Consider the following 25,690-nt stretch of genomic DNA (forward strand, 5'->3'; position numbering starts at 1 on the left):
CAGGGGTAGGCGGCCGGTTTGCCGGCCCACCACTTTCCCACCCGCAAGCCCCTACACAGCCAGCGCATGATTGGGCTCTCCGTGCTGATTCCGGTGTTTAACAACGACGTGCGGCCACTGGTGCGCGCGTTGCTGGCGCAGGTTGCCGACTGGCACGGCCCGGTCGAAATCCGCTGCCTCGACGACGGCTCGCACCCCACGTACCGGGCGCTGAACCGCGAGCTGGCCAAATTGCCCGGCGTGGTGTACGCCGAGCTGGAGCACAATGTAGGTCGGGCCGCCATCCGCAACCAACTGGCCGCTACCGCCCGCTACGCCTGGCTGCTGCTGCTCGACAACGACAGCCGCTTACCCGACGACCAGTTTCTGGCCCGCTACCGGGCGGCCCGCTATGTGGCCCCGGTGCTGGCGGGCGGCACCTGCTACGAAACTGCCCCGCCGCCCGATACGGCGCTGCACCTGCGCTGGCTGTACGGCTGCCGGCGCGAAGCCCGCCCGGCCGCCGTGCGCCAGCGCGCTCCGCATGGGCAGCTCACGCTCAATAATCTGCTCATTCAGACGGGTATCTTCCGGGAGTTGGGCCTCGATGAAAGCCTCACGCGCTACGGCCACGAAGACACTAAATTCGGCTGGCTGCTGCGCCGCTCCGGCATAGCAGTGCAGCACCTCGACAACCCCGTGCTGCACGACGGTTTGGAAGCAGCTCCGGTGTTCCTGCAAAAGAGTCACGATGCCGTGCGCAACCTCGTGCAGCTTTACCGCGCCGAGGGCCTGGGCGCCGAAACCCGCCTGCTGAAGGCCGCGTTGCGCCTGCAGCGCTGGGGTCTGAGTGAGGCCGTGCGTACCACCTTCAGCCTGCGCCAGATTCAGGTGCAGCGCAACTTGCTCTCGGCCCGACCCAGCCTGCGCCAACTCGACGCCCTCAAGCTTTACTGGCTGCTGACGGAACTGCGCTGAACAGAATAGGCGGTGGAGTGGCCTGCAACTTGGCGACAACCACGTAAAAGCGCCGGTTCTTCTAAAAGAAGAACCGGCGCTTTTACGTTTTCTCAGGCTAACGGAGGGTTAGTCGTTGTCGGTATTTTTTACTTCCGACTTCACTTCCTTGTAAGCGCCTTTTACGGCTCCGCCTACTTTCTTGCCCACGTTGGCAGCTCCCTGGCCTACATCTTTGCCCACTTCCTTCACGTCGGAGGCCGTGTTGCTAACGGCCTGACCTACGGCCGAGCGTTCATCCTTGGTGTCGTTGGCTACGTCCTTGGCTTCGCCGGTTACGGCATCAACGGCCTGTCCGCCACGGATACCCGCTTTATCAGCCGACTTGAAGGCAGCGTACTTAAGCTTCTCTTTCTGAATCTCGGCCAAGTCGTTGGTCGGAATATTGCCCTTTACCTTGTCGTAGGCCTCATCGAGGGCGCGCCACTCGGCGTTGATGTTGCGCCAGTCGTTGATATCGTAGTTGTTCTCGTTGCGCTTCACCTCGTTTACGAAGTCCTCGTACACTTGGCGGGCGTTGGCGGCCGTTACGCGGGTTGCCGGCGCGGTGGGCTTATAGTACTTGCCCATCGTCATTTCGCCTGCCGGGGCCATTCCCGAACGGTTGGTCCAAGAAGCCTCACGCTTGTCGTAAGCCGTGGTGTAGCGGTTGCGTAGCTGCTCGATTTCCTGGCGGCGGGTGTCGTCGTACTGATCGGCATACTTATCCACAGCAGCCACTCTGCTGTCGAAATCAGACTTCATCTGGGCAGTTTCGCGGTTGTAGTCGTCTTCCGTGGCGCTAGCGGCGGCATCAGCTCTGGCTTCGGCATCCGAAACAAAGGTCTGAAAATCGTTGTAGGCCTGGTCCTTATCGGCGGCCATTTCGGTTTGTTGCGTATTGGTGCAGCTGGTTTGCGTGAACATACCGCCGGCCAGCAGCAGGGCCGAAAGAGCCGGAATGGTGAGGGTCTTGCGAAGCATAGTAGTTGGTTTTAAAGGAGAAAGGGAATTGCCGGAGAGAGCAAAATTGGCCGAAGCCTTCCCGGTTTAACGCAGATTTCCGGCCTGCGGTTGCGGCGGCCTGGGGCGTAGGCATCCGGGGCGCGACCCGTTGTGGCGTGCTGTATCTTTACACCTCCGGTTGCTTTTCCCCGATTTTCCCGTGCTCGTTCCGTCTCTGCCTGTCGCGCCGTCTGCCGCCATCCAACTACTTGATTTACCGGCTCAACATGCTCCGCTGCAAACCGAGCTGACGGCCGCCGCCGCCGCTTGCCTGCACGAGGCCGCTTATATCCAGGGGCCGGCCGTAGCACAGTTCGCCCAAGAGCTCAGCCAGTACCTGGGCGGCCCTCGGGTGGTAACCTGCGCCAACGGCACCGATGCGCTGCAACTGGCTCTGATGAGCCTGGACCTGCCCGCCGGGACCGAGGTGATTGTGCCGGCCTTTACCTACGTGGCTACGCTGGAGGCCGCCGCCGTGCTGGGCCTGCGCCCCGTGCCGGTTGATGTTCTGGCGGACACCTTCAACCTCGACCCGGCAGCCGTAGCCGCCGCCCTCACGCCCCGTACCGGCGCTATTGTGGCCGTGCACCTGTTCGGGCAGTGCGCCGACTTAGCGGCGTTGCGCCAGCTGGCCGACCAGTGCGCAGTGGCCCTCATCGAGGATAATGCCCAGGCCATCGGGGCCACATTTCAAGCCGGAAACGGAGTTAGTTGGGTGGCCGGGACGGTGGGGGAGGTGGGCACTACCTCGTTTTTCCCGAGTAAGAACCTGGGCGGCTTCGGCGACGGCGGGGCGCTATTCACCCGCGACGAAAACCGGGCCGCCTACCTGCGCCAGCTCGCCAACCACGGCCAGACCCGCAAGTATTATCACCAGCACATTGGCCTCAATTCGCGCCTCGATACGTTGCAGGCGGCTTTACTGCGCGTGAAGCTGCCCCACCTGCCCGCCTGGACGGCCGCCCGCCAGCGCGTAGCCGCCCGCTACGACACGCTGCTCGGCAGTGTGCCCGGCTTGGCAGTGCCAGCCCGTGACCCGCGCAGCAGCCATGTGTTTCACCAGTACACCATCACCCTAAGCGAGCAGGAGCCCGGCCGTCGCGACGCGTTGCAGGCGTTTCTGGCGGCCCGCGGTGTACCGAGCGCCGTGTACTACCCGCTGCCCAACCACCTGCAGCCTGCTTACGCCTACCTGGGGTACCGCGCCGGGCAGTTTCCGGTGGCCGAGCGCCTGGGCCGCACGGTGCTGTCGTTGCCTATTCATCCTACCTTAACCGACGAGCAGGTGGCATATGTGGCGGCCATGGTGCGAGCGGGTTTGGCCTGACGGGTGCGGATTGGCCCGGTTTTTTCTTTTCGCCCCCATAATTCCAGTTTATCTCTTCTGATTTTTTTCGCCCATGCGCTTTTCTTTTCTGACCCTCGCACTGCCCCTGACCGGGGTGGCCGCTCTTACCACCGCCGCCATTACCAAGCCTGCTCAGGGCTTCAACATATTTTCGGTACAGCAGGACATTGAGCTGGGCGCCCAGGTGGCCCAGCAGACCGACTCGCTTTACCGGGCCAAGGGCCAGCTGCTGAGCCGCAGCGGCAACGCCCGGGCCTATCAACTGCTCGACGGCGTAGTGAAACGCGTGCTCGACAACGGCCAACTCAAGTACCGCACCCAGTTCCCATGGGACGTGCAGATCATCAAAGACGATAAGACGCAAAACGCCTTTGCCACGCCCGGCGGCCATATCTATGTGTTTTCGGGCCTGATTAAGTACCTCGACAACGAGAACGAGCTGGCCGGGGTACTGGGCCACGAAATTGCTCACGCCGACCGCCGCCACAGCACCCAGACCATGCAGAAGCAGTATGGCACCAGCATGTTGCTGGGGCTGCTGCTGGGCAGCCGCTCCAACAGCCAGCTCGTGCAGATTGCCGCCGGCCTGGGCCAGCTCAAGTTCAGCCGCGCCTACGAAACCGAGGCCGACAAGTACTCCACCATCTACCTCAACGGCACCCGCTACTACGCCTGCGACGGTGCGGCGGGCTTCTTTATCAAGGCCGAAAAAGAGGGGAGCAGCGGCACGCCCGAGTTTATGAGCACCCATCCCAACCCCGGCTCCCGCGTCCAGAACATCCAGCGTAGCGCCCAACAGCTGGGCTGCACCGGCAAAACGGTGAGCAACACCAATTTCAACGAGCTAAAGCGGATTCTTTAGCCAGCTGTCCGGGCTCTGCCTGGCCACATGCCAGCTGGCAGTAGCGCAAAGCGCCGGTTTGGCGTATCGTTGCACGAACCCATTCGGGAGTCAGCAACGATACGCCAAACCGGCGCTCTGCGCTACACTTGCGTGGCCCCTAGCTGGACTGCGGGCGGATGAAATCGGTGATTAGCTGGGCAATTTCGGGCCCTTTTTCCTCGGGGAAGAAGTGCTTGGACGCGAGCTTATGCACGGTGGGCAGATGGGCAGCATCTTGCACCAGCTTACCGAAATGCTCGAAGTCCAGGGCCGGGTCCTCGGCCCCCCAGATGGCCTGCACCGGGTAGGGCGGGTGGTCGACGGCCCGCTGCATCAGGTCCTGCAGTTCCTGCGAATGGTCGAACTGGCGCATGATTTTCAGAAACGCCTTACCGCCATCGTCGCGCTTGAGCAGGTCGACGTAGGCGTACACTTCCTCTTTGGCTAGCTCGCTGATGTTGCTGACGCCCATGCCCTTGAACAGCAAATACCAGGTGGGGTGCTGAATGCTCAGCAGCTCGGCCTCGCCCAATACCGGCATTTCGAAGGGGCGCATGGGCAGCGGTTTCTGGAAGTTGACCACATCATAGAACATGTTGAGGATGGTGAGCGACTTAATGCGCTCGGGGTGCTCGGCGGCTAGGGCCAGCCCAATGGCACCGCCGATATCGTGCACTACCAGATGGTAGCTGTCGAGGCCCAGGGCTTCGGTAGCCTGGTGCAGAAACCGGGCAAACCCCCGGAACGTGTAGTCGAAATCCGCGGGCCGGTCCGACAGGCCCAGCCCCGGCATATCTACCGAAATACCGCGCAGGCCCTGGTCGGCCAGGCTGCGCAGCATTTTGCGGAACAGGTACGACGACGTGGGCACGCCATGAACGCAGAAAACGGGCTCGCCCTGGCCATAATCCAGCGCAAACGTGCGGACGCCCGCTACATCGAAATAGCGGCCAGAAGTTTCATGGGCCTGCATGATCTGCTCTACGGTGCGGTTGCTCATATCTAAGGTGATAGATTGTTGACAGGGAAGGAAGACGGCAGTAGCCGCTGGGGCAGCGCAAGGCTTGGGCCCGGCGGCGGCTTACACCTTAGTACGGGCGCAGCGCCAAATAGATAAGCCCGACCACGGGCCGGGGCGGGTCGGCTGATCGGGGGCAAACCTGTACTTTTACCCGCGTCTTACCTCTTCTGATTCCCTTGCTTATGGCTACCCCACTCGTAACTCCGCTTGCCCCCGATGCTAACCCTGAAGTGGCGGAGCTGGCTGCCTTCTTCAACGAAACCCTGGGTTTCTGCCCCAACAGCGTGCTCACTATGCAGCACCGTCCGGCCATTGCCACGGCCTTCATCCAGCTCAATAAAGCCGTAATGGCCAACCAGGGCCGCGTAACCAGCGCCCTGAAACGCCTCGTTGGCTACGTCAGCAGCCACGCCGCCGGCTGCCAGTACTGCCAGGCGCACACTATTCTGGCCGCCGAGCGCTACGGGGCCGAGCAGCAGCAGCTCGACCACATCTGGGAGTATGCCACGCACCCGGCTTTTTCGGCGGCCGAGCGGGCGGCGCTTGACTTTGCCGTGGCCGCCTCGGCCGTGCCCAACGCCATGAGCGAAGCTATCAGCCAGGCCCTGCACCAGCACTGGACGGAGGGTGAAATCGTGGAAATTCTGGGCGTTATCAGCCTGTTTGGCTACCTCAACCGCTGGAACGACTCGATGGGCACCCACCTGGAAGAGGGCGCGGTAGCCGCCGGCCAGGAGCACCTGGCGGGCCGCGGCTGGAACCCTGGCAAGCACGCCTAAGCCGTTAGCATGAGGGGCCGCTAATCTGCGTCGGGCGCGGCGGTGGGGGCCAGCAGCACCCGGTTGAGCTCGGCGCGGTGGGTGCGCCAGTCGGGCATGAACTGGTCCATAAGGCCCCAGAAACGGGCGTTGTGCAGGCGCTCGTGCAGGTGGGTCAGCTCGTGTACCAGCACGTATTCGAGGCAGGGCAGGGGCCGCTTGATGAGCTCCAGGTTCAGCCAGACGCGGCGGGCCCCGATGTTGCAGGTGCCCCAGCGGGTGCGCATCTGCTTCACCCCCCAATCCGCGGCTGCCCGGCCCACCACCGGCTCCCACTGGGCAAAAAGCGCCGGCAGCAATTGCTTGATTTGCTGCCGGTACCAAGCCGTAAGCAGGGCTTCGCGTTGCGCGGCGGTGCTGCCTGCGGGCACGGACAGGCGCAGCTGGCGGGATTCGGGCCGCAACAGCACACCGGCCCGGCCGGCTGCCGGGCTTACCAGCAGCTCGTAGTCCTGGCCCAGATAGGGTACTGTTTCGCCCGATTCGTAGCGCAACTGCGGGGCTGGCTCGCGGGCGGCAAAGCGCTGCTGCTGTTGCTCAATCCAGCCCCGGCGGGCCTGCACGAATGCCTCAATGGTCGCTACGGGTGTTTGCAGCGGCACCGACACCCGGATGCGCCCCCCAGCGTACACCGTCAGGCGCAGGCTGCGCATGCGCTGGCGCACGAGGTCAATTGGCAGGCCGGCAATCTGGACGAGGGGCATGGGAGGCTAGGGGTGAAGCGGAGTGCAAAGTTGGGTCTGCCGGCCCGTTTTTGCGGTATTCTTTGGGCATAAAAACCAGTTCCGCGTTAAAACGCCCGTTTTTTCGCAGCTTGCGGGCCGCTTTCTTTTCCTTTCTTATCCCCGTTTCCGTGGCTGATTCGCTTCCGGCAGTTCGTTTTGTTATCTGCGGAGTGGGCCACATCGGGCGCCGCCATACCGCGCTGGTGGCCGCCCACCCGGCGGCCCAGGTGGTGGCGCTGGTCGATATCCGGCCCGAGCTGGCCCCGGCGCTGGCCGCCGAATTTCCCGGCGTCCCGTTCTTCGCCTGCCTCGACGACTACCTCAGCCACGGCCCCGCCGCCGATGTGCTGACGGTGGCCACGCCCAACGGCCTGCACGCCAGCCAGGCCATCCGGGGTCTGCGGGCGGGCCTGCACGTGGTAGTCGAAAAGCCGCTGGCCCTGCACAAATCCGACGCCGAAGACATCGTGCACACGGCCCTGCAAACCGGCCGCTTCGTGTTCGGGGTGATGCAGAACCGCTACTCGCCGCCCGCCGCCTGGCTCAAGCAGGTAGTGCAGGAAGGCCGGCTGGGGCAGGTGTTTCTCGTGCAGCTCAACTGCTTCTGGAACCGCGACGAGCGGTACTACACGCCCGGCAGCTGGCACGGCACCCGCGCCGCCGATGGCGGTACGCTCTTCACCCAGTTCAGCCACTTCGTGGATCTGCTCTACTGGGTGTTCGGCGACATCACCAACATCTCGGCCCGCTTTCGCGACTTCACCCACGAGCACCTCACCGAGTTCGAGGACTCGGGCCTGGTGACCTTCGATTTGGTGCGCGGCGGTAGCGGCACGCTCCAGTACAGCACCGCCGTCTGGGACCGGAACCTGGAAAGCTCCCTCACGGTGGTGGCCGAGCGCGGCAGCCTGCGCCTGGGCGGCCAGTACATGGACAAAGTAGAGTACTGCCACCTGCAGGATTACACGCTGCCCGCGCTGCCGCCCACCAACCCCGCCAACCAGTACGGTCCCTACCAGGGCTCAGCCGCCAACCACGTCCACGTCATCGACAACGTGGTAGAAACCATCCAGCAGCGCGGCGTGGCGACTACCAACGCGCTGGAAGGTTTGAAAGTAGTGGAGATGATTGAGCGGATTTACGCGCTGCGGTAAATAGTGCTTGCGCCGCAGAACGGTATATTTACCTCTGATGCTCCTTCCCGACCCCCACGACCAGCAAGCCCTGACTGACCTGCGCGCCTGGCAGCAGCGGATGCAACGCAAGCCCACGCTGCTCAACCGTTTCACGCGGCTGGTGCAGGCCCGGCTCAACGCCCTGCTGCCCGAAAAGCTGCACCGCATCCTCACGGCTACCATCCAGAAAATGGTGGAGGGCGTGCTGTTCGGCTCGCAGCATACCACCCGCCAGCCGGTGTCGGAAGGAAGTTTAGCTGAGCGCGAGGCGCGGGTACGGGCCCGCATCCGCAACTACCGCAACGCCGCAACCGTGGAGGGCGGGGCCACCGGGGCCGCGGGCTTCCTGTTGGGCCTGGCCGATTTTCCGCTGCTGCTCGGCATCAAGCTCAAGCTGCTCTTCGACATTGCCGCCCTCTACGGCCACGATGTGCGCCAGCTTTCCGAGCGGCTCTACCTGCTGCACATCTTCCAGCTGGCCTTCAGCAGCCAGCACACCCGCCGCGAAACCTACCGCCAACTGGCCGACTGGCCCGCCACCGAGGCCACTGCCACTGCCGAAACCTTCGACTGGCGCACCTTCCAGCAGGAATACCGCGACTACATCGACCTGGCCAAAATGGCCCAGTTGCTGCCCGTGGTGGGGGCGGCCGTGGGCGCGGTGGCTAACTACCGCCTGCTGGCCCAGCTCGGCGAAACGGCCATTATGGCCTACCGCCTGCGCTGGTTTGCCGGGGCCCGCGAACTGCCGCCAGCCCCACCCGTAGTACTGCCTGAATAATTATGATTTGCTGAGTAACAGAAACCAAAATGCCCCGACGGTAATCGTCGGGGCATTTTGCAATATGGCTAAGTGTTGGGCCTACTGTGCTGCTGAAACTAGCCTTTGGCTTGGCGCTTTGCCTGATGCTTGGCTTTCTTATCGACCTGCATTTGCGCGTACTTGGTGTACTGGTCGGCGCTCAGGATTTGCTTGAGTTGGGCGTCGTACTGGGTCCGCTGGCCCTTCATGGCTTGGTGGCGGGCCTTTCTGTCGGCCTTGGCAACCGTGCCCGGCTGGACCTTGCGGGCCTGCTGCTGCTGGATGCGGGCCAAGTGCAACTGGCGCACCTGCTGGCTCTGGGCGGCCGAGAGGCTGAGGCTCTTGGTGAGTTTCTGAGCGGCCCGGTCGGCGCGCTGTTCGGGGGTGAGGTCTTTGTTATGGGCCTTCTGGTGCTGGCCGCGGGCGGCTTTTACCGGAGCAGTCTGGGCTGAGGCGGCGGCAGAAATCGAAAAGGCGGCGAGCAGAATGAGGAGCTTTTTCATGGCGTATGAAAGGGGTAATTATTTATGAAGGTGATGGCTGACACCCAGCCTGACTGGCTTTGGGGTTCTGATGGAGTATTTGCAACTCCGGTGCCAGTTTGCGCCAATACAGGTCAAAAACCGCCTTTGAAAAATTTAAATTTTCTCATTAAACCTACCGCCAATTTTTCTATCGTTAAAGTTAATTGTTTTATATTCAGTAATATATGAACATGTTTGCAGCCCATTTATCTAGCCGAATTACTATTCTACCAGCAGCAGATTGCGGCGACGGATATAGGCCTCGCCTTCCTGCCAACGCACCCGGTACCAGAGATCCTGCCGACCCAGCACCTCAAACCGGTCGCCGGCGGCCGCCGTGGTCAGCCAAGTGGCGCCGGCGCCGGGGCCAGCCATCAGCGGGGCCCGGGCGCGCGCTATTAGGCCTACCCGGCCGGGAGCCAGCACATTCAAGGCCAGGCCCACGCTTAGCAGGTAACTGCCGTATACGGCCCACCAGGCCCGATCGGCGGTGCGGCGGCGCAGCAGCAGCGCCGTGCCAGCCAATACGGCCAGCAGCAGCAAGCCCTGCAACAGGCGGTAATAGTAGCGCTGCAGCGCAATAAACAGGTTTTGCCGCCAGGTATCGGGGTAGCCCGTGAGGCGGTGCTCCTGGGCCAGGATCACCATTTTCTGCCAGGTGGCGTAGCGCGGCTCCAGGCTCTGAGCCACGGCCAGATAGTAAAGCGCGGCCGGGTAGTGGCCCAGCGCCTCCTGGGTGTAGGCCATGCGCAGCGCCTGCCGGCCCGATTGCAGGCCGTCTTGGTCGCGGGCCTGCCGGTACCAGGGGTACGCTTCGGCCACTTGTCCGGCGCCAAACAACGAATCGGCTTTTTGGAGCGCCGGACTAACTTTTTGGGCCTGAATCGATTGGCCGAAAGTCAGGAACAACAGGAAAAAAAGGGGGGCTTTTTTAAGCAAAACAGTTGCACAGTTAAATCCGAGACTCTACTTTTGTGCCACAATCAGCCACACGGGCTGCTTGCCAGTGCAAAGAAACTGATTCTGTAGCTCAGCTGGTAGAGCAATACACTTTTAATGTATGGGTCCTGGGTTCGAATCCCAGCGGGATCACCAAAAGCCTTCCTACGCTTCGTAGGAAGGCTTTTTTTATGACCAACAAAGCAAAAGTGAAACGATGACCAATACTACACCGGCCCGCATGAAGGCAGGCCGCCTCAGGCTTACCGCTGACGGACCATTTCTTCCGGGCAGATGAACTCCAGTTGGATGCCGTTGCGCTCCAGCGGTTCCCGGTGATGATGCCAGTCGGTGTCGGTGGCATTTACGATAACCGGCCGGCCGGGGTGGGTAAGGGCCGTTGCTACGAACTTACGGTCGGAGGGGTCGAAGTCGGCCAGTTCGGGGTCGTCGGGAAAGGCTGCGAATCCTCTTTCTGCGTCGGGTTGCAATTGCACGGATTCACAGTGCTGTGGATTTGCGCGGTTGCGCAATACCCATTGCAGGAAGGCGTCGCCCACGCCGGGCTGGCCGCTGGGGCTAAGCTTGCGGTGGTATTCCTGAAGAATGAGAAACGAATCGTCCAGCACCAGAATCTCGTGCTGCTGAAGTTGCCGAAGCCGCTCCACGGCTGCCAGTACGCACCTGGGACCGGCGGCTGAAGCGCCGTTGGCGACGAGCGGGACGTTGGTGTCGATCAGAAAATGCATTGGCCGCTCAGGATTGCATTTTGCGCTTCATCTCGGCTTCCATCATGGCTGCGGCCTCGCCCATCGTGTCGCCGAAGAAGTTTTTGGGCCAGTTGCGGATGTTGCCGTATTCATCCAGGTCGAGCGGGGTGAGGGTGGAGGCGGCCCCCACAAAATCGGTGAAATAAAGCTTGACCTGATCGGTTGGCAGTGCTTCTTCCGCCAGCCGCCGCTGCAAGCGCTGCAACAGATGCTCGCTGTGGCTTTCCAGAATAATCTGCACGTTGCGGCGCTTGATGGCATCGATAAACACGTCGGCCAGCCCCGCCTGCACGGCCGGGTGCAAATGAATCTCGGGCTGCTCCAGAATAATAGTCGAGCCCTCCGGCACGTAGAACAGCAGCACCAGCACCGGCAGCAGCTGCGAAACGCCAAAGCCCACATCCGTCAGGAATACCTCAGCCGATTCGGCAGTGCGCTTAATGCGGACCTCGTACTCCTTGCGGTTAGGCGCAATCGGGCGGACCTCAAAGGAGTGAATCAGGCCGAGCTCTTTGAGCCAGTAGGCTACGTGTTGTTCGAGGGTATGCATGGGCTGTCCGCTGCCCATGTTGATATTAGGTTTTGTGTTTTTTGATGACAGAATAGCTGCAACTGCTCCAGCTCCTCTATTCCCTATATTCCCTGGCTTCTCTCCTCCCCATATATATAACCTGCTAGGATACTCTCGGAGAGGGCCCAAATAAAATGTTTCTATAAACGAATGCTCGAAAAAACGTTCGAGCTCAGGCATAGCCCACACGAGCTTGTTGTTATTAGATAGGATGTTATGAGGAAATCCGTAGAACTTTATTGGGTCTCCGATACTGTTATTTATTAGTTTTTCTACTCCATTGACAATTAAATAATACTTGTTATAATTATTTTTATTCTCTTTATATTTTTTAGATAATCTGATTCCGGCTGACATGTTTCTCGAAGAATATTTAAATTCTTCGAGAATGTTTATTACGGAATTCTTTATCCTAGCTGAGAATTCAATATTTTTTACAGGAATGTCAGTGTCACTGCCGAATAGCATTACTTCATTGATAGCTGATGGCAATTTAAATGATAGAGTAAATTGAACAACCTCTGAAATGTTATGATTATATATAATATCATGCATCGTCCCTAACTCCACATAGGACCGCTCATCCCCCAAGTTCAATACCTGCGCCCTATCCGACGACTCCACGGTCTGCTTGAGCATCAGCAGGAATTGCAGAATGCTGGTTTTGCCGGAGGAGTTGGTGCCGAAGAAGCCGGTGATGCTACCGAACTGAATGTCGCCGGTATCCTGCCAGGATTTGAAGTTCTGAATGCGAAGCGAGTTGAGCATAGCGGAGCGCGTGAAGACTAAGCGAAGGTAAGCGAACCGGCCAAGTAAGCCGCCGCGTTCCGTTCCTCATTCCTGCCGCGACCTTTTCCCGGCCTATCTTTGTTGATTCCCCGCCGACTACCAAATCAGCGAAATCACGATTAATCAGCGTAAATCAGCGATGATTGTTTGCATTGCCGAAAAGCCCAGCGTAGCCCGTGAAATTGCCCAGGTCCTCGGGGCCGACCGCCGCATGGACGGCTACTACGAGGGCAACGGCTACCAGGTCACCTGGACGTTCGGGCACTTCTGCCAACTGCGCGAGCCCGAGGACTACCGCCCCGAGTGGAAGCGCTGGAGCATCCACGATTTGCCCATGCTGCCCGAGCAGTTCGGCATCAAGCTCATGCTGCGCGACGATGGGGTGGTGCGTCAGTTTGGCGTAATTAAGCGCCTGCTGGCCGCCGCCGATGAGGTGGTGAACTGCGGCGACGCGGGCCAGGAAGGGGAGGTGATTCAGCGCTGGGTGCTGATGGAGGCCAAGTACCGCAAGTCCACCAAGCGCCTCTGGATTTCCTCGCTCACCGAGGAAGCCATCCGCCAGGGCTTCCAGAACCTGCGCGAGGGCTCGGAGTTCGACTCGCTCTACCAGGCCGGCAAGAGCCGGGCCGTGGGCGACTGGCTGCTGGGCCTGAACGCCACCCGCCTGTTCACGCTCAAATACGCCCCCGGCCAGCGCCAGGTGCTCAGCATCGGGCGTGTGCAAACGCCCACGCTGGCTTTGCTGGTCGACCGTTACCACGAAATCCAGAACTTCCGGCCCGAGCCCTACTGGGTGCTGCGGGCCGAGTACCGCAGCACCATGTTCAGCCACGTGGCAGTGGTGAAACCGGGCAAGGACGACGACGAGCCCGACGAAAAGGCCCGCCTCAAGGCCCGCGGCTACTTCGTGACCCAGGAAGACGCCGATTCCGCCCTGGCCCGCGTGACCGGTCAGCCCCTGACGGTGCGCGACGTCATCATCAAGAAGGCCCTGGAGAGTCCGCCCGCGCTGTTCGACCTGACCTCTTTGCAGGTGCAGTGCAACAACCAGCTGGGCCTCTCGGCCGAGGACACGCTCAAGACCGTGCAGGGCCTCTACGAGAAGAAAGTGGTCAGCTACCCCCGCGTGGACACTACCTTCCTGCCCGACGACCAGTACCCCAAAATTGCCGGCATTCTGCGCGGCCTGGGCGGCTACGCGGCCCTCACGGCCCCGCTGCTGGCGGCCCCCAAAATCCGCAAGAGCGCCAAGGTCTTCAACAACAACAAAGTCACCGACCACCACGCCATCATTCCGACCGGGGCCAGCGCGGGCGGCCTGGGCGGCAACGAGCAGCGGGTCTACGACATAATAGTGCGCCGCTTCCTGGCCGCGTTTTACCCCGACTGCGAAGTATCGAACACGACCGTGACGGCCGACGTGGCGGGCCTCACGTTCCGCGTCCGGGGCCGGCAGATTCTGAGTCCCGGCTGGCGCGAAGTGTACGGCGACCCCGAAAAGCAGCTGGTGGCCAACGAACGGCGCAGCAGTAGCAGCAGCGACGATGACGACGTGGTGGGCACCGTGCTGCCGGCCTTCGTGAAGGACGAAAACGGGCCGCACAAACCCCGCCTCGATGCCAAGCAGACCCAGCCCCCGCGCGACTACACCGAGGCCATGCTGCTGCGCGGCATGGAAACGGCCGGCCGCAACGTGGATGATGACGAGCTGCGCCTGGCCATGAAGGAAAACGGCATCGGCCGCCCTTCTACCCGCGCCGCCATCATCGAAACGCTGTTTAAGCGCGGCTACATCATCCGCGACAAAAAGAAAATCGTGCCCACGCCCACCGGCGTCGAGCTCATCGGCCTCATCCGCAACCCCACCCTGAAATCGGCGGAGCTCACCGGCCAGTGGGAAAAGAAGCTGCGCCAGATTGAGGGCGGCGAGCTGGACCAGGAGCAGTTTCTGGGCGAGCTCAAGCAGCTGGTGCGCGAAATGGTGCAGGAAGTGAAGCAGGACGGCTCGGGTAGGGCCATCAGCACGGTGGCCGGCACCTCACCCCCCAGACCCCTCTCCTCGGGGAGAGGGGGAGCCACGGCGGGCAAGGCCAGTCGTCAGGCTTCCACAAGTCGTCAGGCTCCCCCTCTCCCGGAGGGGAGGGGGCCGGGGGGTGGGGTGCTGGGCCTGGGCCCGTGTCCGGTTTGCAGCTCCGGGCACGTGTTGCGGGGCAAGGCGGCGTTTGGCTGCTCGCGCTGGAAGGAAGGCTGCCAGTTCCGGCTGCCCACCGAGTTTGAGGGCAAGAAGCTGACCGACAAGCAGGCCGGCGACCTACTCAAAAAAGGTCGCACCCAGGTGATGAAAGGCTTTCTGGACGACGACGGCCACAAGTTCGACGCGGCTGTGCTGCTCACGCCCGCCCGCACCCTGGAGCTGGTGCGCGCCGCCGAAAGCAAGCCCACTACCGCCCAGGACCCCGGCCAGATTCCCTGCCCGGTGTGCCGGTTGGGCCAGATGCTGCGCGGCAACAGCGCCTGGGGCTGCTCCCGCTTCCGCGAGGACTGCCAGTTCCGCGTGCCCTTCGCCTGGGGCGGCAAAACCCTCACCTACACCCAGATGGACCAGCTCCTGCGCAAGGGCAAAACCTGCGTCATCCGCGGCTTCGTATCCAGCAAAACCGGCAACCGCTACGAGGCCGTCCTGCAAATCGGGGCCGAGGGGCGGATTGAGCCGGTGTTTGATAATAAAGGGTAGTGTAAGACGGTTAAGACGCGGAAAGACAACCCGGTGTAGGTTTAACGCTATGCTTTCTAGACCTTGGTGAGAGGATTTCTCATCATCACTACTGTTTCCTATATGTCCTCGCGTACGCCCTTTATTCTCAATTTTTTGCTAACAGTACCTGTAATAGGGCTATCCATACTCTTCGATGATAGATGGGGTGCACTGCTTGGAGTGATGATTTCTAGCCTTTTAGTCATTGTGGCGAACACATTCATGTGTGCAAAAGCTATTTGGAAGCGTGAATATGTATTAGCCATTATCTATTTTGTAATAGCCTTCAGTGTAACCATGTTTTTCACTTCTATAAAATTTGGGAAAATTGGTGGATAGAGAGTTAGACGTTTTCCACATGAAGATTATAAGAGCTTATTCATGAAATATCAGCTTGGATTTGGGAATAAACGCGTGTAGCTAAAATACAGGCAGTAAAAGTTAGAGCCTGGGAAAAAGCGGATATTGATACTAGCGGACTAACTTATTTCAGGCACCCGTAGCTTCCATGTCTTCCCACCTCGGTAAAACCCTTTTCCTGCTCGGCCTGGGCCTGATGTTGCTGGGGGCGCTGCTGTGGCTGGGCGGCGGATTCAGTAGTGACTGGCATCTTGCTGTAGCCGTTGCTTTCGCCCCTACTTCCCGTTCAGCTTGCGTAGTTGCTGCGTGAAGCTGAACGGCACCGACTGCTCATCGAAGGCCAGCACGAACGTAAGCTGCCGGGCGGCATCGAGGCGGGGGAAATACACGAGGCCCACGGCCCGGTCGCCGGGCTGCAGGGTGGCGCGCTGCAGGGTGCTCACGGCCAGATCCGAAACGGTCTGGTTCAACTGCTCCGCCCGCACGGCCCGTACGACCCGTTGCACCTCGAAAAACGCCTGGCTGCCCTCGTGCCGGACCTGCCGGCTCGTTCGTTGCAGGGGCGTTTCGCGCTGGTTGGCGCTGGCCACGTCCTCGGCCGTATTGGCTACCAGCAGCAGAATCTGAACCAGATTCACCCGGCTTGCCTTATCGGCCAGTTCGTCGCGGCGGTGGGCCAGCGAATCCAGCCGCACTTCAGGATTTAGAGCCAGCCGGCGGTCCGCCGTGAGAGTGGGGGCAGCCGGCGCGCCTTCTCCATGTCTTGCCGTGCTGTCGGGTTGTGGAAAGTAATAGAAACGAGCCGGGTCGATGGTTACGGGGTGGTTGGCGGCGTTGCTGAACTCGGCCTCAAATACCAGTTCCCGGGCATCGGCCCGCACAAACTGCAGGCGCACGTACACGCTATCGGAGTGGCTGACGAGGTTCGAAGTCCGGCCCGGCTCCGAACTTATAGGAGCGATACTCAGGGTTTGGGTGGGCGCGCATGCCGTCAGTCCGCAACCCAGCACCAGCGCCGAAGAGAGACCCATCAGCAGCCGGCGTGCCATGAGTGAACTAGCAGTAGATAATGAGAGCATAGAAAGATGCTTTAGACTGGATAAATATAAGCTGCTGCCGTTCAAGCAGCCGACGCTACAGGAATACTTCGCACAAGAATGAAGCCGCTTTTGCTCAGTTACTTAGAGTCGATATGTTTTTTTATGGAGTGATAAAGAACTTCTTAGGAACAGCTATCCGCTGCCAAGCCTTCCCGCCGGGGCTACGGCGCAGGCACAGCTGGCAAAATGCTTACCCACAGAGTATTCGGGCTGGCTTGTTTAATGGTTCAACTTGCGTAGCTCCTGCGTGAAGTCGAACGGCACCGGCTGCCCGTTGAAAGCCAGCACGAACCGTAGTTGCCGGGCCGCGTCGAGGCGGGGGAAGTAAACGAGGCCCACGGCCCGGTCGCCGGGTTGCAGGGTGGCGCGGCGCAACAGGGCGCTTGCCATGGTGGTTGCCTGGGCGTGCAGAGCCTGGGCCTCATCAGCGTGGCCGGCCCGCTCGTTGTCGAAGGAGATTCGGTCGTTTTGGTGGGCGATGTCGCGGGCTTCTTCCTGCGCCGCCGTTTCATCTTTGCCAATACTTTTGATATCCTCGGCCGTGTTGACAACCATTGTCAGGATTTCGAACAAGCTCACTTTCTCGGCTTTTTCGGCCTGCTCGTCGCGGTGGACTGTCAGGAGGCTTAGCCGCGTTTCCGGGTCGCTGGCCTGGTATCGGCTTGGCGCGAGGCCCAGGTATGCCGGGCGGTTGGCGGCACTGTCGGGCAGCGGCAGAAAGTAAAATTGAGCCGGGTCGATGGTAACGGAGTGGTTGGCGGCGTTGCTGAACTCGGCCTCAAATACCAGCTCCTGATCTTCGGCCCGCACGAAATGGAAGCGCACATATACGCTATCCGGATGGCTGATTAAATCCGAAACCGGGGTGCTACCCCAACCAACCGGACTCATGCTCAGATACCTGTTCGGCCCGCAGGCCGTTAGCAGCATCCCCAGCAGCAGGCTCAGCAACAGCCGCCAAACTGCGGATAGAACCGAAATAACCGATATAAACATACAGTGGAGTGGATGGATAAGGGGCCGGACTGTTCAACCGGTGCAACGCTATATAGAAGCTTTGCGCAAGAATAAGGCCGTTTTTACCTATCACTGAGAGGGGCTACCGAAGCATCAGCTCCGGGGGCAGCACCGCCGCGCCGTCGGCAGCTACCGGTAGTGGCCAGGCCCGGCGTACAGCCACGAGGGGCACCGGCCCGAACAGGTGCGGAAACCACGCCTGCCGGCCCGCCGCCCACTCGCGCTCCACGCGCACACTAGCGGCCATTAAGGTAGTTTCATCAATTTCCAGCAGCAGCGCGCCGGGGCTGCCGGCGTAATAGAGGCGGGCGGTTTCGAGGACCTGATCCAGCTCCGACGCATGGATAAACCCTTCCGCTGCCAGGTCGGGGCTGGCGAAAAAGCCGGTTTGCTGCGCCTGCTCCCAATCATGGGGTTGGCTGATGCGGTAAAGCATGGGGTCGGAATCTAACATTGAAATTGACAACGGTAACAGTCGGCTGAAGTACGGTCGGCAGAATGACCGTAGCGCCAAGAGCCAACAAGTGACAGACTAAAAAGTGGGAGCCGGCAACTATAGCTGCCGGCTCCCACTTTTTAGTCTGTCACTTGTTGGCTCTTGGCGCTAGGCTTGCCACACATCCTGTTGCACGGCTTTGCCCACCGTCAGCACGAGGCGGACGGGGTTGGGCACCAGCGTCAGGCGGGCTTCCTTGCCGGAGTATTTCTCCGAGTCAATCCAGACGCCCTCTTTGGGGCTGGGCTTGGGGCCGGGGCCGGCGGGCAGGTAGGCGGTGGGCAGCAGCACATCGGTATCGGAGCTCAACTCGTCGTGCACTTTCTCGAGGGCTGCTTCCAGAAACGGGCCGTATTCCTCGTTGAAGTCGTCTTCGAGGTCGTGGAGTTCCTCTTCTACGTCGTCGTAGCGGGCATCGTCGTAGGTGAGTTTCTGCAGTTCGGCTTTCTTGTCGATGAGGGCCACGAGGGCTTTGTTAAGCTCTTCCGAATTCATAAGGCTAAAGGCAATAGGTTCGTTGGCAAAGGTAAGGGCTGAAAAAGAACTGGCACATGGGTCGAGCGAAAGAACGGTGGCAGGCCAAACCCAAAAACAGTAGCAGGCGAAGCGGAAGCAGACCACGACACCGTTTCAGGGCTCCGCCCAGTACCATTCTGCCCGCCAGCCACCCCTTGAGCAAAAACCCGTATTTTTACCCAACCCAATAAATTCTCCGCCAACCTACCCATTCTTATGCAAACCATGACTTCCCCGGCCGTGCAGGCCCATCCGGCCCACGATTTTCTACCCCTCAACGGTACCGATTACCTCGAATTCTACGTCGGCAACGCCAAGCAGTCGGCCTATTTCTACCAGGCCGCGTTCGGCTTCGAGCTGGTGGCCTACGCCGGCCCCGAAACCGGCGTGCGCGACCGGGCCTCCTACGTGCTGCAGCAAAACAAAATCCGCCTGGTGCTCACCACCTCGCTGCTGCCCGACTCCGACATTACGCGCCACGTAGCCCAGCACGGCGACGGCGTGAAGGTGATGGCGCTGTGGGTAGACGACGCCCGCAAATCGTTCGAGGAGACCACCAAGCGCGGTGCCAAAGTGGCCTTCGAGCCCTACGTTATCGAGGATGAGCATGGCTCCGTGACGCTGGCCGGCATCTACACCTACGGCGAAACCATCCACACCTTCGTGGAGCGCAGCAACTACTCCGGGCCGTTTCTGCCGGGCTTCGTGGCCCGCACCAGCACCGTGCCCCAGGGCAACCCGGTGGGCCTGCAGGTAGTCGACCACTGCGTGGGCAACGTGGGCTGGGGCGAGATGAACCAATGGGTGAAGTTCTACGAAGACGTGCTGGGCTTCAAGCTGCTCATTACCTTCGACGACGACGACATCAGCACCGAGTATTCGGCCCTGATGAGCAAGGTGGTGAGCAACGGCAACGGCTTCGTGAAATTCCCCATCAACGAGCCCGCCGAAGGCAAAAAGAAAAGCCAGATTGAGGAGTACCTCGACTTCTACCACGGCCCCGGCGTGCAGCACATGGCCCTGCTCACCGACGACATCCGCACGACCGTGACGGAGCTGCGCCGCCGCGGCGTGGAGTTTCTCAACGTGCCCGCCACCTACTACGACGACCTGCTGGAGCGCGTGGGCCACATCGATGAGGACCTTGACAGCGTGCGCGCCCTGAACCTGCTTATCGACCGCGACGAGGAGGGCTACCTGCTCCAGATTTTCACCAAGCCCGTGGAAGACCGGCCCACCGTGTTCTACGAAATCATCCAGCGCAAAGGCGCCAAAAGCTTCGGCAAAGGCAACTTCAAGGCCCTGTTCGAGGCCATTGAGCGCGAGCAGGGCCTGCGCGGTAACCTGTAACTGCGCAGGCAGGTAGAAACCTGTCATCCTGAGCATGCTGCGCTTAAAGCAGGGACGAAGGACCTTATCCCGTGAGAACGAATCGTCGTTACGGGATAAGGTCCTTCGTCCCTGCTTTAAGCGCAGCATGCTCAGGATGACAGGTTTTTTCGTCATTTTTGCCCGACCTAAATACTACGTACCAACACCTAAGCACTAAACCTAATGGCCCTTTCCCCCGACCTGCAAACCAAAATCAACGGCTGGCTGACCGACGACTACGACGCCGCTACCCAGGCCGAAATCCGGCAGCTGCTGGCCGATAACCAGGACGAGCAACTGTCCGACGCGTTTTACCGCAACCTGGAGTTTGGCACCGGCGGGCTGCGCGGCGTAATGGGCGCGGGCTCGAACCGCATGAACCGCTACACGCTGGGCATGGCCACCCAGGGCCTGTGCAACTACCTGCTCCAGTCGTTTCCGGGCCAGGAAATAAAGGTGGCCGTAGCGCACGACTCGCGCCACAACAGCCCCGAGTTTGCGCGCATCGCGGCTGATATTTTTTCAGCCAACGGCATCACGGTGTATCTGTTCGAAAGCCTGCGGCCCACGCCTGAGCTGTCGTTTGCCATCCGCGAGCTGGGCTGCCAGAGTGGCTGCGTAGTTACGGCCTCGCACAACCCCAAGGAGTACAACGGTTTCAAGGTGTACTGGAACGACGGCGCCCAGGTGGTAGCGCCTCACGACCAGAACATCATCCGCGAGGTAGAAGCCATCAGCTCGGTGCGGGAAGTGAAGTTCCAGCCCGAGCCCGCGCGCATTCACCTGGTGGGAGCCGAACTGGATGCCGCCTATCTGGCCCGGGTGAAAGACCTGAGTATCAACCCCGAGGCCATCCGGCGGCAGCACAACCTGAAAATCGTGTATACGCCCTTGCACGGCACCGGCATTACTATGGTGCCGGCCGCCCTTTCGCAGCTCGGCTTCGATAACCTGCACATCGTGGAAGCCCAGGCCACGCCCGACGGCAACTTCCCCACGGTGCTCTCGCCCAACCCCGAGGAAAAGGTAGCCATGCAAATGGCTCTCGACGAAGCCCAGGCCCTCGATGCCGACCTTGTGCTGGCTACCGACCCCGATTCGGACCGCGTGGGCATCGCCCTGAAAAATACGGCTGGCGAATGGGTGCTAGTCAACGGCAACCAAACGGCCGCTCTGCTCACGCATTACGTGCTCTCGGCCCGCAAGCAGGCCGGCAAGGCCACCGACAAGGACTTCATTGTGTACACCATCGTAACGAGCGAGGTGCTCGGCGACATTGCCCGCTACCAGGGCGTGAAAGCGTACCGGACCCTGACGGGTTTCAAGTACATTGCCGGTGTCATCCGTGAGCGGGAGGGCGAGGAAACCTACGTGGGCGGCGGCGAGGAAAGCTACGGCTACATGCTCGGCGACTTCGTGCGCGATAAGGACGCTATTTCGGCCTGCGCACTACTGGCCGAAATGGCCGCCGTGGCCAAAGACCAGGGCCACTCGCTCTACGAAGAAATGGTGGCCATGTACCTGCGCTACGGTTTCTACAAAGAGCACCTGATTTCCATCACCAAAAAAGGCCAGCGCGGGGCCGAAGAAATTCAGGAAATGATGCGCGAGCTGCGGGCCAACCCGCCCGCCACGCTGGCCGGCCAGCCGGTGGTGGAAATGCGCGACTTCAAAACCGGCAAAATCAAGGACCTGCGCACCGGCCTCGAAACCGAAACCGGCCTCGAAAGCTCCAACGTGCTCCAGTTCATTCTCGAAGATGGCAGCAAGATTTCGGCCCGCCCCAGCGGCACCGAACCCAAAATCAAGTTCTATTTCAGCGTGAAGCAGCCGCTGGCCTCGGCTGTGGATTTCGACTTGGCTACCCGCTTGGCCGACGAGAAAATCCAGCGCATTATCGGGGATATGGGTCTTAATTGAGTTGATAGCTTGACGTGCTGGCTGATTAGTATAAGCGAGGCGGGGACGGGTTTGGGGCTCGCCCTCGCCTCGCTTACGTAACAGGTTAAGCGCTAACAGCTCAAAAACTAAAAAGCTTGGCCCAGGCCGAAGTAGAGCAGCTTATCCTCGCGGGAGAGGCCGTAGTCGAAAGATATGATGGTAGACTGGTTCCAGGCCAAACGTAGGCCCGCGCCATAGGAGGCACGAATGTCGCGCAGGCCCAAATCCTGCCACCGGTCACGCACGGTGCCAGCATCGACGAACGGAGCCACTGCGAAGGTGAAGCGCTGCTTGCCCAGCGTGGTTTCGAATAGTCGCGCCCGGAGCTCCAGGTTGGCAAAGGCCACCGAGCGGGCCAGGAAGCGGTTGGCCCGGTAGCCGCGCAACGACTGCCGCCCGCCCAGGGCATTGATACTACCGTCGGGGCTCCACTGGTCTTGAAACTCGAAAAACGGGGCGCGGTTGCCGAAAATGGTGCCCGCGCCCAGCCGGCCGGCCAGCACCGTGCGGGGCCCTAGTGGCAGCCGCTGGTAAGCTTTCCCTTGCACAAATAGCTTGTTGAAGTTAAACTGCGAGCCGATAATACGGTTAGAAAACTCGTTGGCCACCTCGAAGTAATAGCCCCGCGTGGGGTCGGGCTCAAAGTCGCGGGTGTCGTAGAGCAGAGCCGTTTGCAGAATCGAAATCCAACCGCCTTCTAGCCCAAAAACGCGGTCCTGTTCGAAGTCGCGGCGTAGTAGGGAAGTGCCATTAGGGGCCTCGGTAGCTTCGCCCGAAATGGGCATCAGGGCTTCAGCTGGCTCGCCCTCGAAGGTTTTATAGCTCAGGTGCTGAATCTCGTAGCCACCCATTACGCGCCACCGGCCCGCGCCCAGGGCATAGTCGGCCTTGAGGTTGAGCATAAACTCGGTTTCGCGGAAGCGGTTCGACAGCGCATCGGTAACTAGGGCGGAAGCCTCGCCGGGCTGGCTGGGCCGCAGTGTTTTGCGGGCGCGGTCGAAGGCTTCGTAGGTGGCGTAGGTGGGGCCGCCTTCAGGCGTGGAAGGCAGCCGCAACTCGCCGAGTGTGGCTTCGGTGAGGCCGAAATACAGGTTGGCCGGGTTTTGCTGAGCCTTGAAATCGAGCTTGAAGCGCCAACGGGTGCCATTGTAATAGGGGGCATCCAACCCTAGCACCAGCTCGCGGGCATTGGAGGTATAATAGGCCGCGTTGGCTTTTAGCTTGAGCAAATAAGGTGTATAGGCAAAAAACGGGTTGGTGCGCTGCCCATTCCAGTACACATTCGTGCGAGCCCCAAAGCCAAAGCCCGTCACCGGGTCGGACGAGAAGTCGGGCAGCCCGGTAACGAACGTCCCTTCGCGCTTCTTGGCTAAGTCCGCGTCCGACATACGCCGCGACTGAATGAAGGAAACGGTATCAGGTAGGGTAGCCGTTGGGGCCGAGACCTGACCCCGCGCCGCCAGCGGGGCCACCAGTAAGGTTACGCAAGCAACCGACCAAAAATTACGCGTCATGCAAACTTGGGCTAATCGTTGGCTTCGTTCAGCCCATCATACGGGCTACTAGATGTCCAACATGAATATCTGATGAATTTGGCTACAAGGTTATAGCCCGATTCTAAAGCAAATCTGTGGTCCGATACAGTTGCAAGCTCCATTCTTGAACGCAAAAACGCCCCGTACAATTAGTGCGGGGCGTTTCAAAAAATACTAATGTCGGTTCTGCTACTTGCTTTTCTGGTCGTTGTCCTGAGTAGCCTTGCGGATTTCCTTTTCGTCTACCTGGTCGCTGATGGGGGCACTGGCATCGGTTTCGCCATCGGCGGCCGTGGTCATTACCTTCTCGGCACCAGTAAGGCTGGTAGCAGTGCTGCCGGTTTTGGTCGAGTATACTTTGTCGTCGTTTTGGTCGGTGGTCTTCTTGGAATCAGACATGGAGTAGGAAAAATAGGAGGAGAATAGATTACGACTGGCCCCGAAAGGGCTGCCTGCTATCTACTACGCATGGCAGGGGCGGCAGGGTTACTTTTTCGGCTGATTAGTCTTGGTGCTGGCCAGTTCCTGCGCCGCCCTACTGCGGCTTGCGGCGGCGGGGCCGACGGGTGCCCAGCAGCAGCAAAATCAGCAGTAGCAGCGCGGCGGCGGCCAGTGCCCACCACGTAATGGCGGGCAGCCCGCGGTAGTAGGGCATGGCCGGCGAGTAGTTGCCCAGCAAACTCAGGCCCGCAAACAGGATGATGGCCACCGTAACGGCCGCCAGAATGCCGCGGCCCACCAACTCGTCGGCTTTGGCCATGAGCAGCTGGAAGCCACTGAGCTCGACGCGCAACCGTAAGTCGCCGCGCGAAATTTTGCGCACGATCTGCCGCACGTCGGTGGGCAGCGTCTGGAGCAGGGCCAGCAGTTGGGTGCCGGTGTAAAGGGCCTCGTTCTGGATGTTCTCGCGCGAGTACTGCTCAGCAATAATGCGCGCGCCGTAGGGCCGCACAAAGTCGAAGGTGTTGAAGCGCGGGTGCAGCACCTTGCCAATACCTTCCAGAATCACCAGGGCCCGCAGAATCAGAAATACCGCGCCCGGCACCTGCAGCTTGTAGCGGTAGATTACGTCTTGCAGCGAGTCGGCCAGATCCGACATGCTCATTTCCTTCACATCGAGCGAGGCGAAGTCCTCAATCAATTGGCTCAAATCGGCCTCGAAAGCCCGCATATCGGGTATTTCCGAGGTCAGGGCCAATCGGCGGAAGTTGAGGGCCATACTGCGCGCATCCTGCCGGGCCATGCCGATGAATACGCCCGCGAAGGCATACTTCTGCTGCTTGGTCAGGCGGCCCACCATCCCAAAGTCGATGAGCACCAGCGTGCCGTCGGGGCGCACCAGCACGTTGCCCGGGTGCGGATCGGCATGGAAGGCGCCGAACTCGAAAATCTGGGTCAGGTAGATGTCCATCCCCGTTTCGGCTACCTTCTCCGGACTCAGGCCCCATTCCAGCAGCTGTACTTTATCGGTAATCTTGCAGCCACTCACAAACTCGATTACCAGGATGCGGCTGGTACTCAGCTCGCGGTAGGGCTTCGGAATGTAGAACGTGTCGTAATCCTCGTAAAGCAGCCGAAACTGCTCCATGCTGCGGGCCTCCGAGTTGTAGTCCAGCTCCTTTATCATGCTGCGCTCGAAGGCATCCACAATGTCCTGCGGATTACTCAAACCCTGCTTTTTGAGGAAGCCGGCCGTCAGCCGTACCAGCTCGCGCAGTAGGCTCAGGTCGGTCCGTACCTTCTCCTGCACGTCGGGCCGCTGCACTTTCACCACCACCTGCTCGCCCGTCAGTAGCCGGGCGCCATGCACCTGCCCGATGCTGGCCGAGCCCAGCGGCACCTCCTCAAAATCAGCAAACACCTCTTCCAGCGGCTGGCCCAGCTCGCGCTCAATAATGGCGCGCGCCTCCGCCACCGGAAAGGGCGGCACGTTGCTCTGCAGCTTCTCAAACTCGTCAATCAGGGGCTGGGGCAGCAGGTCGGCGCGGTTGCTCAGGGCTTGGGCCAGCTTGATGAAAGTGGGCCCCAACTCCTCGATAATCATCCTGATTCGTTCCCAGCGGGTCGTTTCAAATACCGCCTGCTCGCCCTCCAGCCACGAACGGCGGCGGCTGTTGGGTACCAGCCGCCGCAGGGGCGTGCTCGTTACCACGTCCTCGAAGCCGTAGCGGATCAGCACTTCGGCTACCTGCCGGATGCGCGAAAGATTGGAGATGGTGTTCTTGAACATGCTCGGGACAAGTTACGGCGAAAG

General features: G+C 60.6%; 25 protein-coding genes, 1 tRNA gene and 1 pseudogene. 12 read left to right on the top strand and 15 right to left on the bottom strand.

Annotation, left to right across the window (positions count from 1 at the left end):
- The first annotated feature begins 66 nt into the window (after positions 1 to 66).
- Positions 67 to 957, top strand: coding sequence for a glycosyltransferase family 2 protein (locus tag BLW21_RS01105; protein ID WP_092737008.1), 891 nt, complete (start codon positions 67 to 69; stop codon positions 955 to 957).
- Between the two features lie 108 nt (positions 958 to 1,065).
- Here BLW21_RS01105 and BLW21_RS01110 read toward each other — a convergent pair whose 3' ends face one another.
- A complete protein-coding gene (locus BLW21_RS01110; RefSeq protein WP_092737011.1) occupies positions 1,066 to 1,959 on the bottom strand; it encodes a DUF6565 domain-containing protein in 894 nt (297 codons plus the stop codon).
- A 181-nt stretch (positions 1,960 to 2,140) separates the two neighbouring features.
- Between BLW21_RS01110 and BLW21_RS01115 the strand changes: the two genes are divergently transcribed.
- Positions 2,141 to 3,307 carry a DegT/DnrJ/EryC1/StrS family aminotransferase gene (locus tag BLW21_RS01115; protein WP_245711772.1) on the top strand — a complete coding sequence of 389 codons (1,167 nt, stop codon included), beginning with the start codon at positions 2,141 to 2,143 and terminating at the stop codon, positions 3,305 to 3,307.
- 73 nt (positions 3,308 to 3,380) lie between these two features.
- A complete protein-coding gene (locus tag BLW21_RS01120; protein WP_092737015.1) occupies positions 3,381 to 4,190 on the top strand; it encodes a M48 family metalloprotease in 810 nt (269 codons plus the stop codon).
- A 139-nt stretch (positions 4,191 to 4,329) separates the two neighbouring features.
- Here BLW21_RS01120 and BLW21_RS01125 read toward each other — a convergent pair whose 3' ends face one another.
- Entirely contained in the window at positions 4,330 to 5,211 is an 882-nt protein-coding gene (locus tag BLW21_RS01125; RefSeq protein WP_092737017.1) for an alpha/beta fold hydrolase, read from the bottom strand.
- A gap of 203 nt (positions 5,212 to 5,414) precedes the next feature.
- On the opposite strand from BLW21_RS01125, the gene BLW21_RS01130 reads away from it, so the two are divergent.
- The gene (locus tag BLW21_RS01130; protein WP_092737019.1) at positions 5,415 to 6,011 is read left to right on the top strand and encodes a carboxymuconolactone decarboxylase family protein; all 597 of its coding nucleotides are present in this window, start codon (positions 5,415 to 5,417) and stop codon (positions 6,009 to 6,011) included.
- A gap of 20 nt (positions 6,012 to 6,031) precedes the next feature.
- On the opposite strand, the gene BLW21_RS01135 is transcribed toward BLW21_RS01130, so the two are convergent.
- The gene (locus tag BLW21_RS01135; protein WP_092737021.1) at positions 6,032 to 6,754 is read right to left on the bottom strand and encodes a M48 family metallopeptidase; all 723 of its coding nucleotides are present in this window, start codon (positions 6,752 to 6,754) and stop codon (positions 6,032 to 6,034) included.
- 149 nt (positions 6,755 to 6,903) lie between these two features.
- Here BLW21_RS01135 and BLW21_RS01140 point away from each other — a divergent pair, with 149 nt between their 5' ends.
- Both BLW21_RS01140 and BLW21_RS01145 read left to right on the top strand, forming a co-directional pair.
- On the top strand, positions 6,904 to 7,929 hold the full coding sequence (locus BLW21_RS01140) for a Gfo/Idh/MocA family protein (protein WP_092737554.1): 1,026 nt from the start codon (positions 6,904 to 6,906) through the stop codon (positions 7,927 to 7,929).
- 37 nt (positions 7,930 to 7,966) lie between these two features.
- The gene (locus tag BLW21_RS01145) at positions 7,967 to 8,731 is read left to right on the top strand and encodes an EcsC family protein (RefSeq protein WP_092737023.1); all 765 of its coding nucleotides are present in this window, start codon (positions 7,967 to 7,969) and stop codon (positions 8,729 to 8,731) included.
- A 98-nt stretch (positions 8,732 to 8,829) separates the two neighbouring features.
- Here the strand turns inward: BLW21_RS01145 and BLW21_RS01150 are convergent, their stop codons facing one another.
- Entirely contained in the window at positions 8,830 to 9,255 is a 426-nt protein-coding gene (locus BLW21_RS01150) for a DUF4890 domain-containing protein (RefSeq protein ID WP_092737025.1), read from the bottom strand.
- Between the two features lie 33 nt (positions 9,256 to 9,288).
- On the opposite strand from BLW21_RS01150, the gene BLW21_RS21425 reads away from it, so the two are divergent.
- On the top strand, positions 9,289 to 9,465 hold the full coding sequence (locus tag BLW21_RS21425) for a hypothetical protein (protein ID WP_175470807.1): 177 nt from the start codon (positions 9,289 to 9,291) through the stop codon (positions 9,463 to 9,465).
- Positions 9,466 to 9,498: 33 nt separating this feature from the next.
- Here BLW21_RS21425 and BLW21_RS01155 read toward each other — a convergent pair whose 3' ends face one another.
- Positions 9,499 to 10,215, bottom strand: a complete 717-nt coding sequence (locus tag BLW21_RS01155) for an SH3 domain-containing protein (protein ID WP_092737027.1) — start codon at positions 10,213 to 10,215, stop codon at positions 9,499 to 9,501.
- An 80-nt stretch (positions 10,216 to 10,295) separates the two neighbouring features.
- Here BLW21_RS01155 and BLW21_RS01160 point away from each other — a divergent pair.
- A tRNA-Lys gene (locus tag BLW21_RS01160) sits at positions 10,296 to 10,371 on the top strand.
- A gap of 107 nt (positions 10,372 to 10,478) precedes the next feature.
- Here the strand turns inward: BLW21_RS01160 and BLW21_RS01165 are convergent.
- The 3 genes and pseudogenes from BLW21_RS01165 to BLW21_RS22110 form a co-directional block, all read right to left on the bottom strand.
- On the bottom strand, positions 10,479 to 10,964 hold the full coding sequence (locus BLW21_RS01165) for a hypothetical protein (RefSeq protein ID WP_175470808.1): 486 nt from the start codon (positions 10,962 to 10,964) through the stop codon (positions 10,479 to 10,481).
- Between the two features lie 7 nt (positions 10,965 to 10,971).
- Positions 10,972 to 11,535: an AAA family ATPase gene (locus BLW21_RS22105; protein WP_394331640.1), complete on the bottom strand. Its 564-nt coding sequence runs from the start codon at positions 11,533 to 11,535 to the stop codon at positions 10,972 to 10,974.
- 309 nt (positions 11,536 to 11,844) lie between these two features.
- A pseudogene (locus BLW21_RS22110) lies at positions 11,845 to 12,324 on the bottom strand (AAA family ATPase); the annotation flags it as partial.
- Positions 12,325 to 12,484: 160 nt separating this feature from the next.
- Between BLW21_RS22110 and BLW21_RS01175 the strand changes: the two are divergent.
- On the top strand, positions 12,485 to 15,079 hold the full coding sequence (locus tag BLW21_RS01175) for a type IA DNA topoisomerase (protein WP_092737031.1): 2,595 nt from the start codon (positions 12,485 to 12,487) through the stop codon (positions 15,077 to 15,079).
- 102 nt (positions 15,080 to 15,181) lie between these two features.
- On the top strand, positions 15,182 to 15,439 hold the full coding sequence (locus BLW21_RS21000) for a hypothetical protein (protein ID WP_139255038.1): 258 nt from the start codon (positions 15,182 to 15,184) through the stop codon (positions 15,437 to 15,439).
- Positions 15,440 to 15,735: 296 nt separating this feature from the next.
- Here BLW21_RS21000 and BLW21_RS01180 read toward each other — a convergent pair whose 3' ends face one another.
- From BLW21_RS01180 to BLW21_RS01195, 4 genes are all read right to left on the bottom strand, one after another.
- Entirely contained in the window at positions 15,736 to 16,509 is a 774-nt protein-coding gene (locus BLW21_RS01180; RefSeq protein ID WP_092737033.1) for a hypothetical protein, read from the bottom strand.
- A gap of 270 nt (positions 16,510 to 16,779) precedes the next feature.
- Positions 16,780 to 17,556, bottom strand: a complete 777-nt coding sequence (locus tag BLW21_RS01185; RefSeq protein ID WP_092737036.1) for a hypothetical protein — start codon at positions 17,554 to 17,556, stop codon at positions 16,780 to 16,782.
- A 103-nt stretch (positions 17,557 to 17,659) separates the two neighbouring features.
- Entirely contained in the window at positions 17,660 to 18,031 is a 372-nt protein-coding gene (locus tag BLW21_RS01190; protein ID WP_092737038.1) for a DUF952 domain-containing protein, read from the bottom strand.
- 150 nt (positions 18,032 to 18,181) lie between these two features.
- The gene (locus BLW21_RS01195) at positions 18,182 to 18,568 is read right to left on the bottom strand and encodes a hypothetical protein (protein WP_092737040.1); all 387 of its coding nucleotides are present in this window, start codon (positions 18,566 to 18,568) and stop codon (positions 18,182 to 18,184) included.
- A gap of 237 nt (positions 18,569 to 18,805) precedes the next feature.
- On the opposite strand from BLW21_RS01195, the gene hppD reads away from it, so the two are divergent.
- Together hppD and BLW21_RS01205 are read left to right on the top strand one after the other, a co-directional pair.
- Entirely contained in the window at positions 18,806 to 19,939 is a 1,134-nt protein-coding gene (gene hppD, locus BLW21_RS01200; protein WP_175470809.1) for a 4-hydroxyphenylpyruvate dioxygenase, read from the top strand.
- A gap of 204 nt (positions 19,940 to 20,143) precedes the next feature.
- A complete protein-coding gene (locus BLW21_RS01205) occupies positions 20,144 to 21,880 on the top strand; it encodes a phospho-sugar mutase (protein WP_092737042.1) in 1,737 nt (578 codons plus the stop codon).
- 107 nt (positions 21,881 to 21,987) lie between these two features.
- On the opposite strand, the gene omp85 is transcribed toward BLW21_RS01205, so the two are convergent.
- The 3 genes from omp85 to BLW21_RS01220 form a co-directional block, all read right to left on the bottom strand.
- The gene (omp85, locus tag BLW21_RS01210) at positions 21,988 to 23,415 is read right to left on the bottom strand and encodes an Omp85 family outer membrane protein (RefSeq protein WP_092737044.1); all 1,428 of its coding nucleotides are present in this window, start codon (positions 23,413 to 23,415) and stop codon (positions 21,988 to 21,990) included.
- A gap of 210 nt (positions 23,416 to 23,625) precedes the next feature.
- Positions 23,626 to 23,835 (bottom strand): hypothetical protein, encoded by a 210-nt coding sequence (locus BLW21_RS01215; protein ID WP_092737046.1) that lies wholly within the window; start codon positions 23,833 to 23,835, stop codon positions 23,626 to 23,628.
- A 136-nt stretch (positions 23,836 to 23,971) separates the two neighbouring features.
- Entirely contained in the window at positions 23,972 to 25,666 is a 1,695-nt protein-coding gene (locus tag BLW21_RS01220) for an ABC1 kinase family protein (protein ID WP_092737048.1), read from the bottom strand.
- Between the last annotated feature and the right edge of the window lie 24 nt (positions 25,667 to 25,690).

This window comes from Hymenobacter psychrophilus (assembly GCF_900107135.1).
Classification (GTDB): domain Bacteria; phylum Bacteroidota; class Bacteroidia; order Cytophagales; family Hymenobacteraceae; genus Hymenobacter; species Hymenobacter psychrophilus.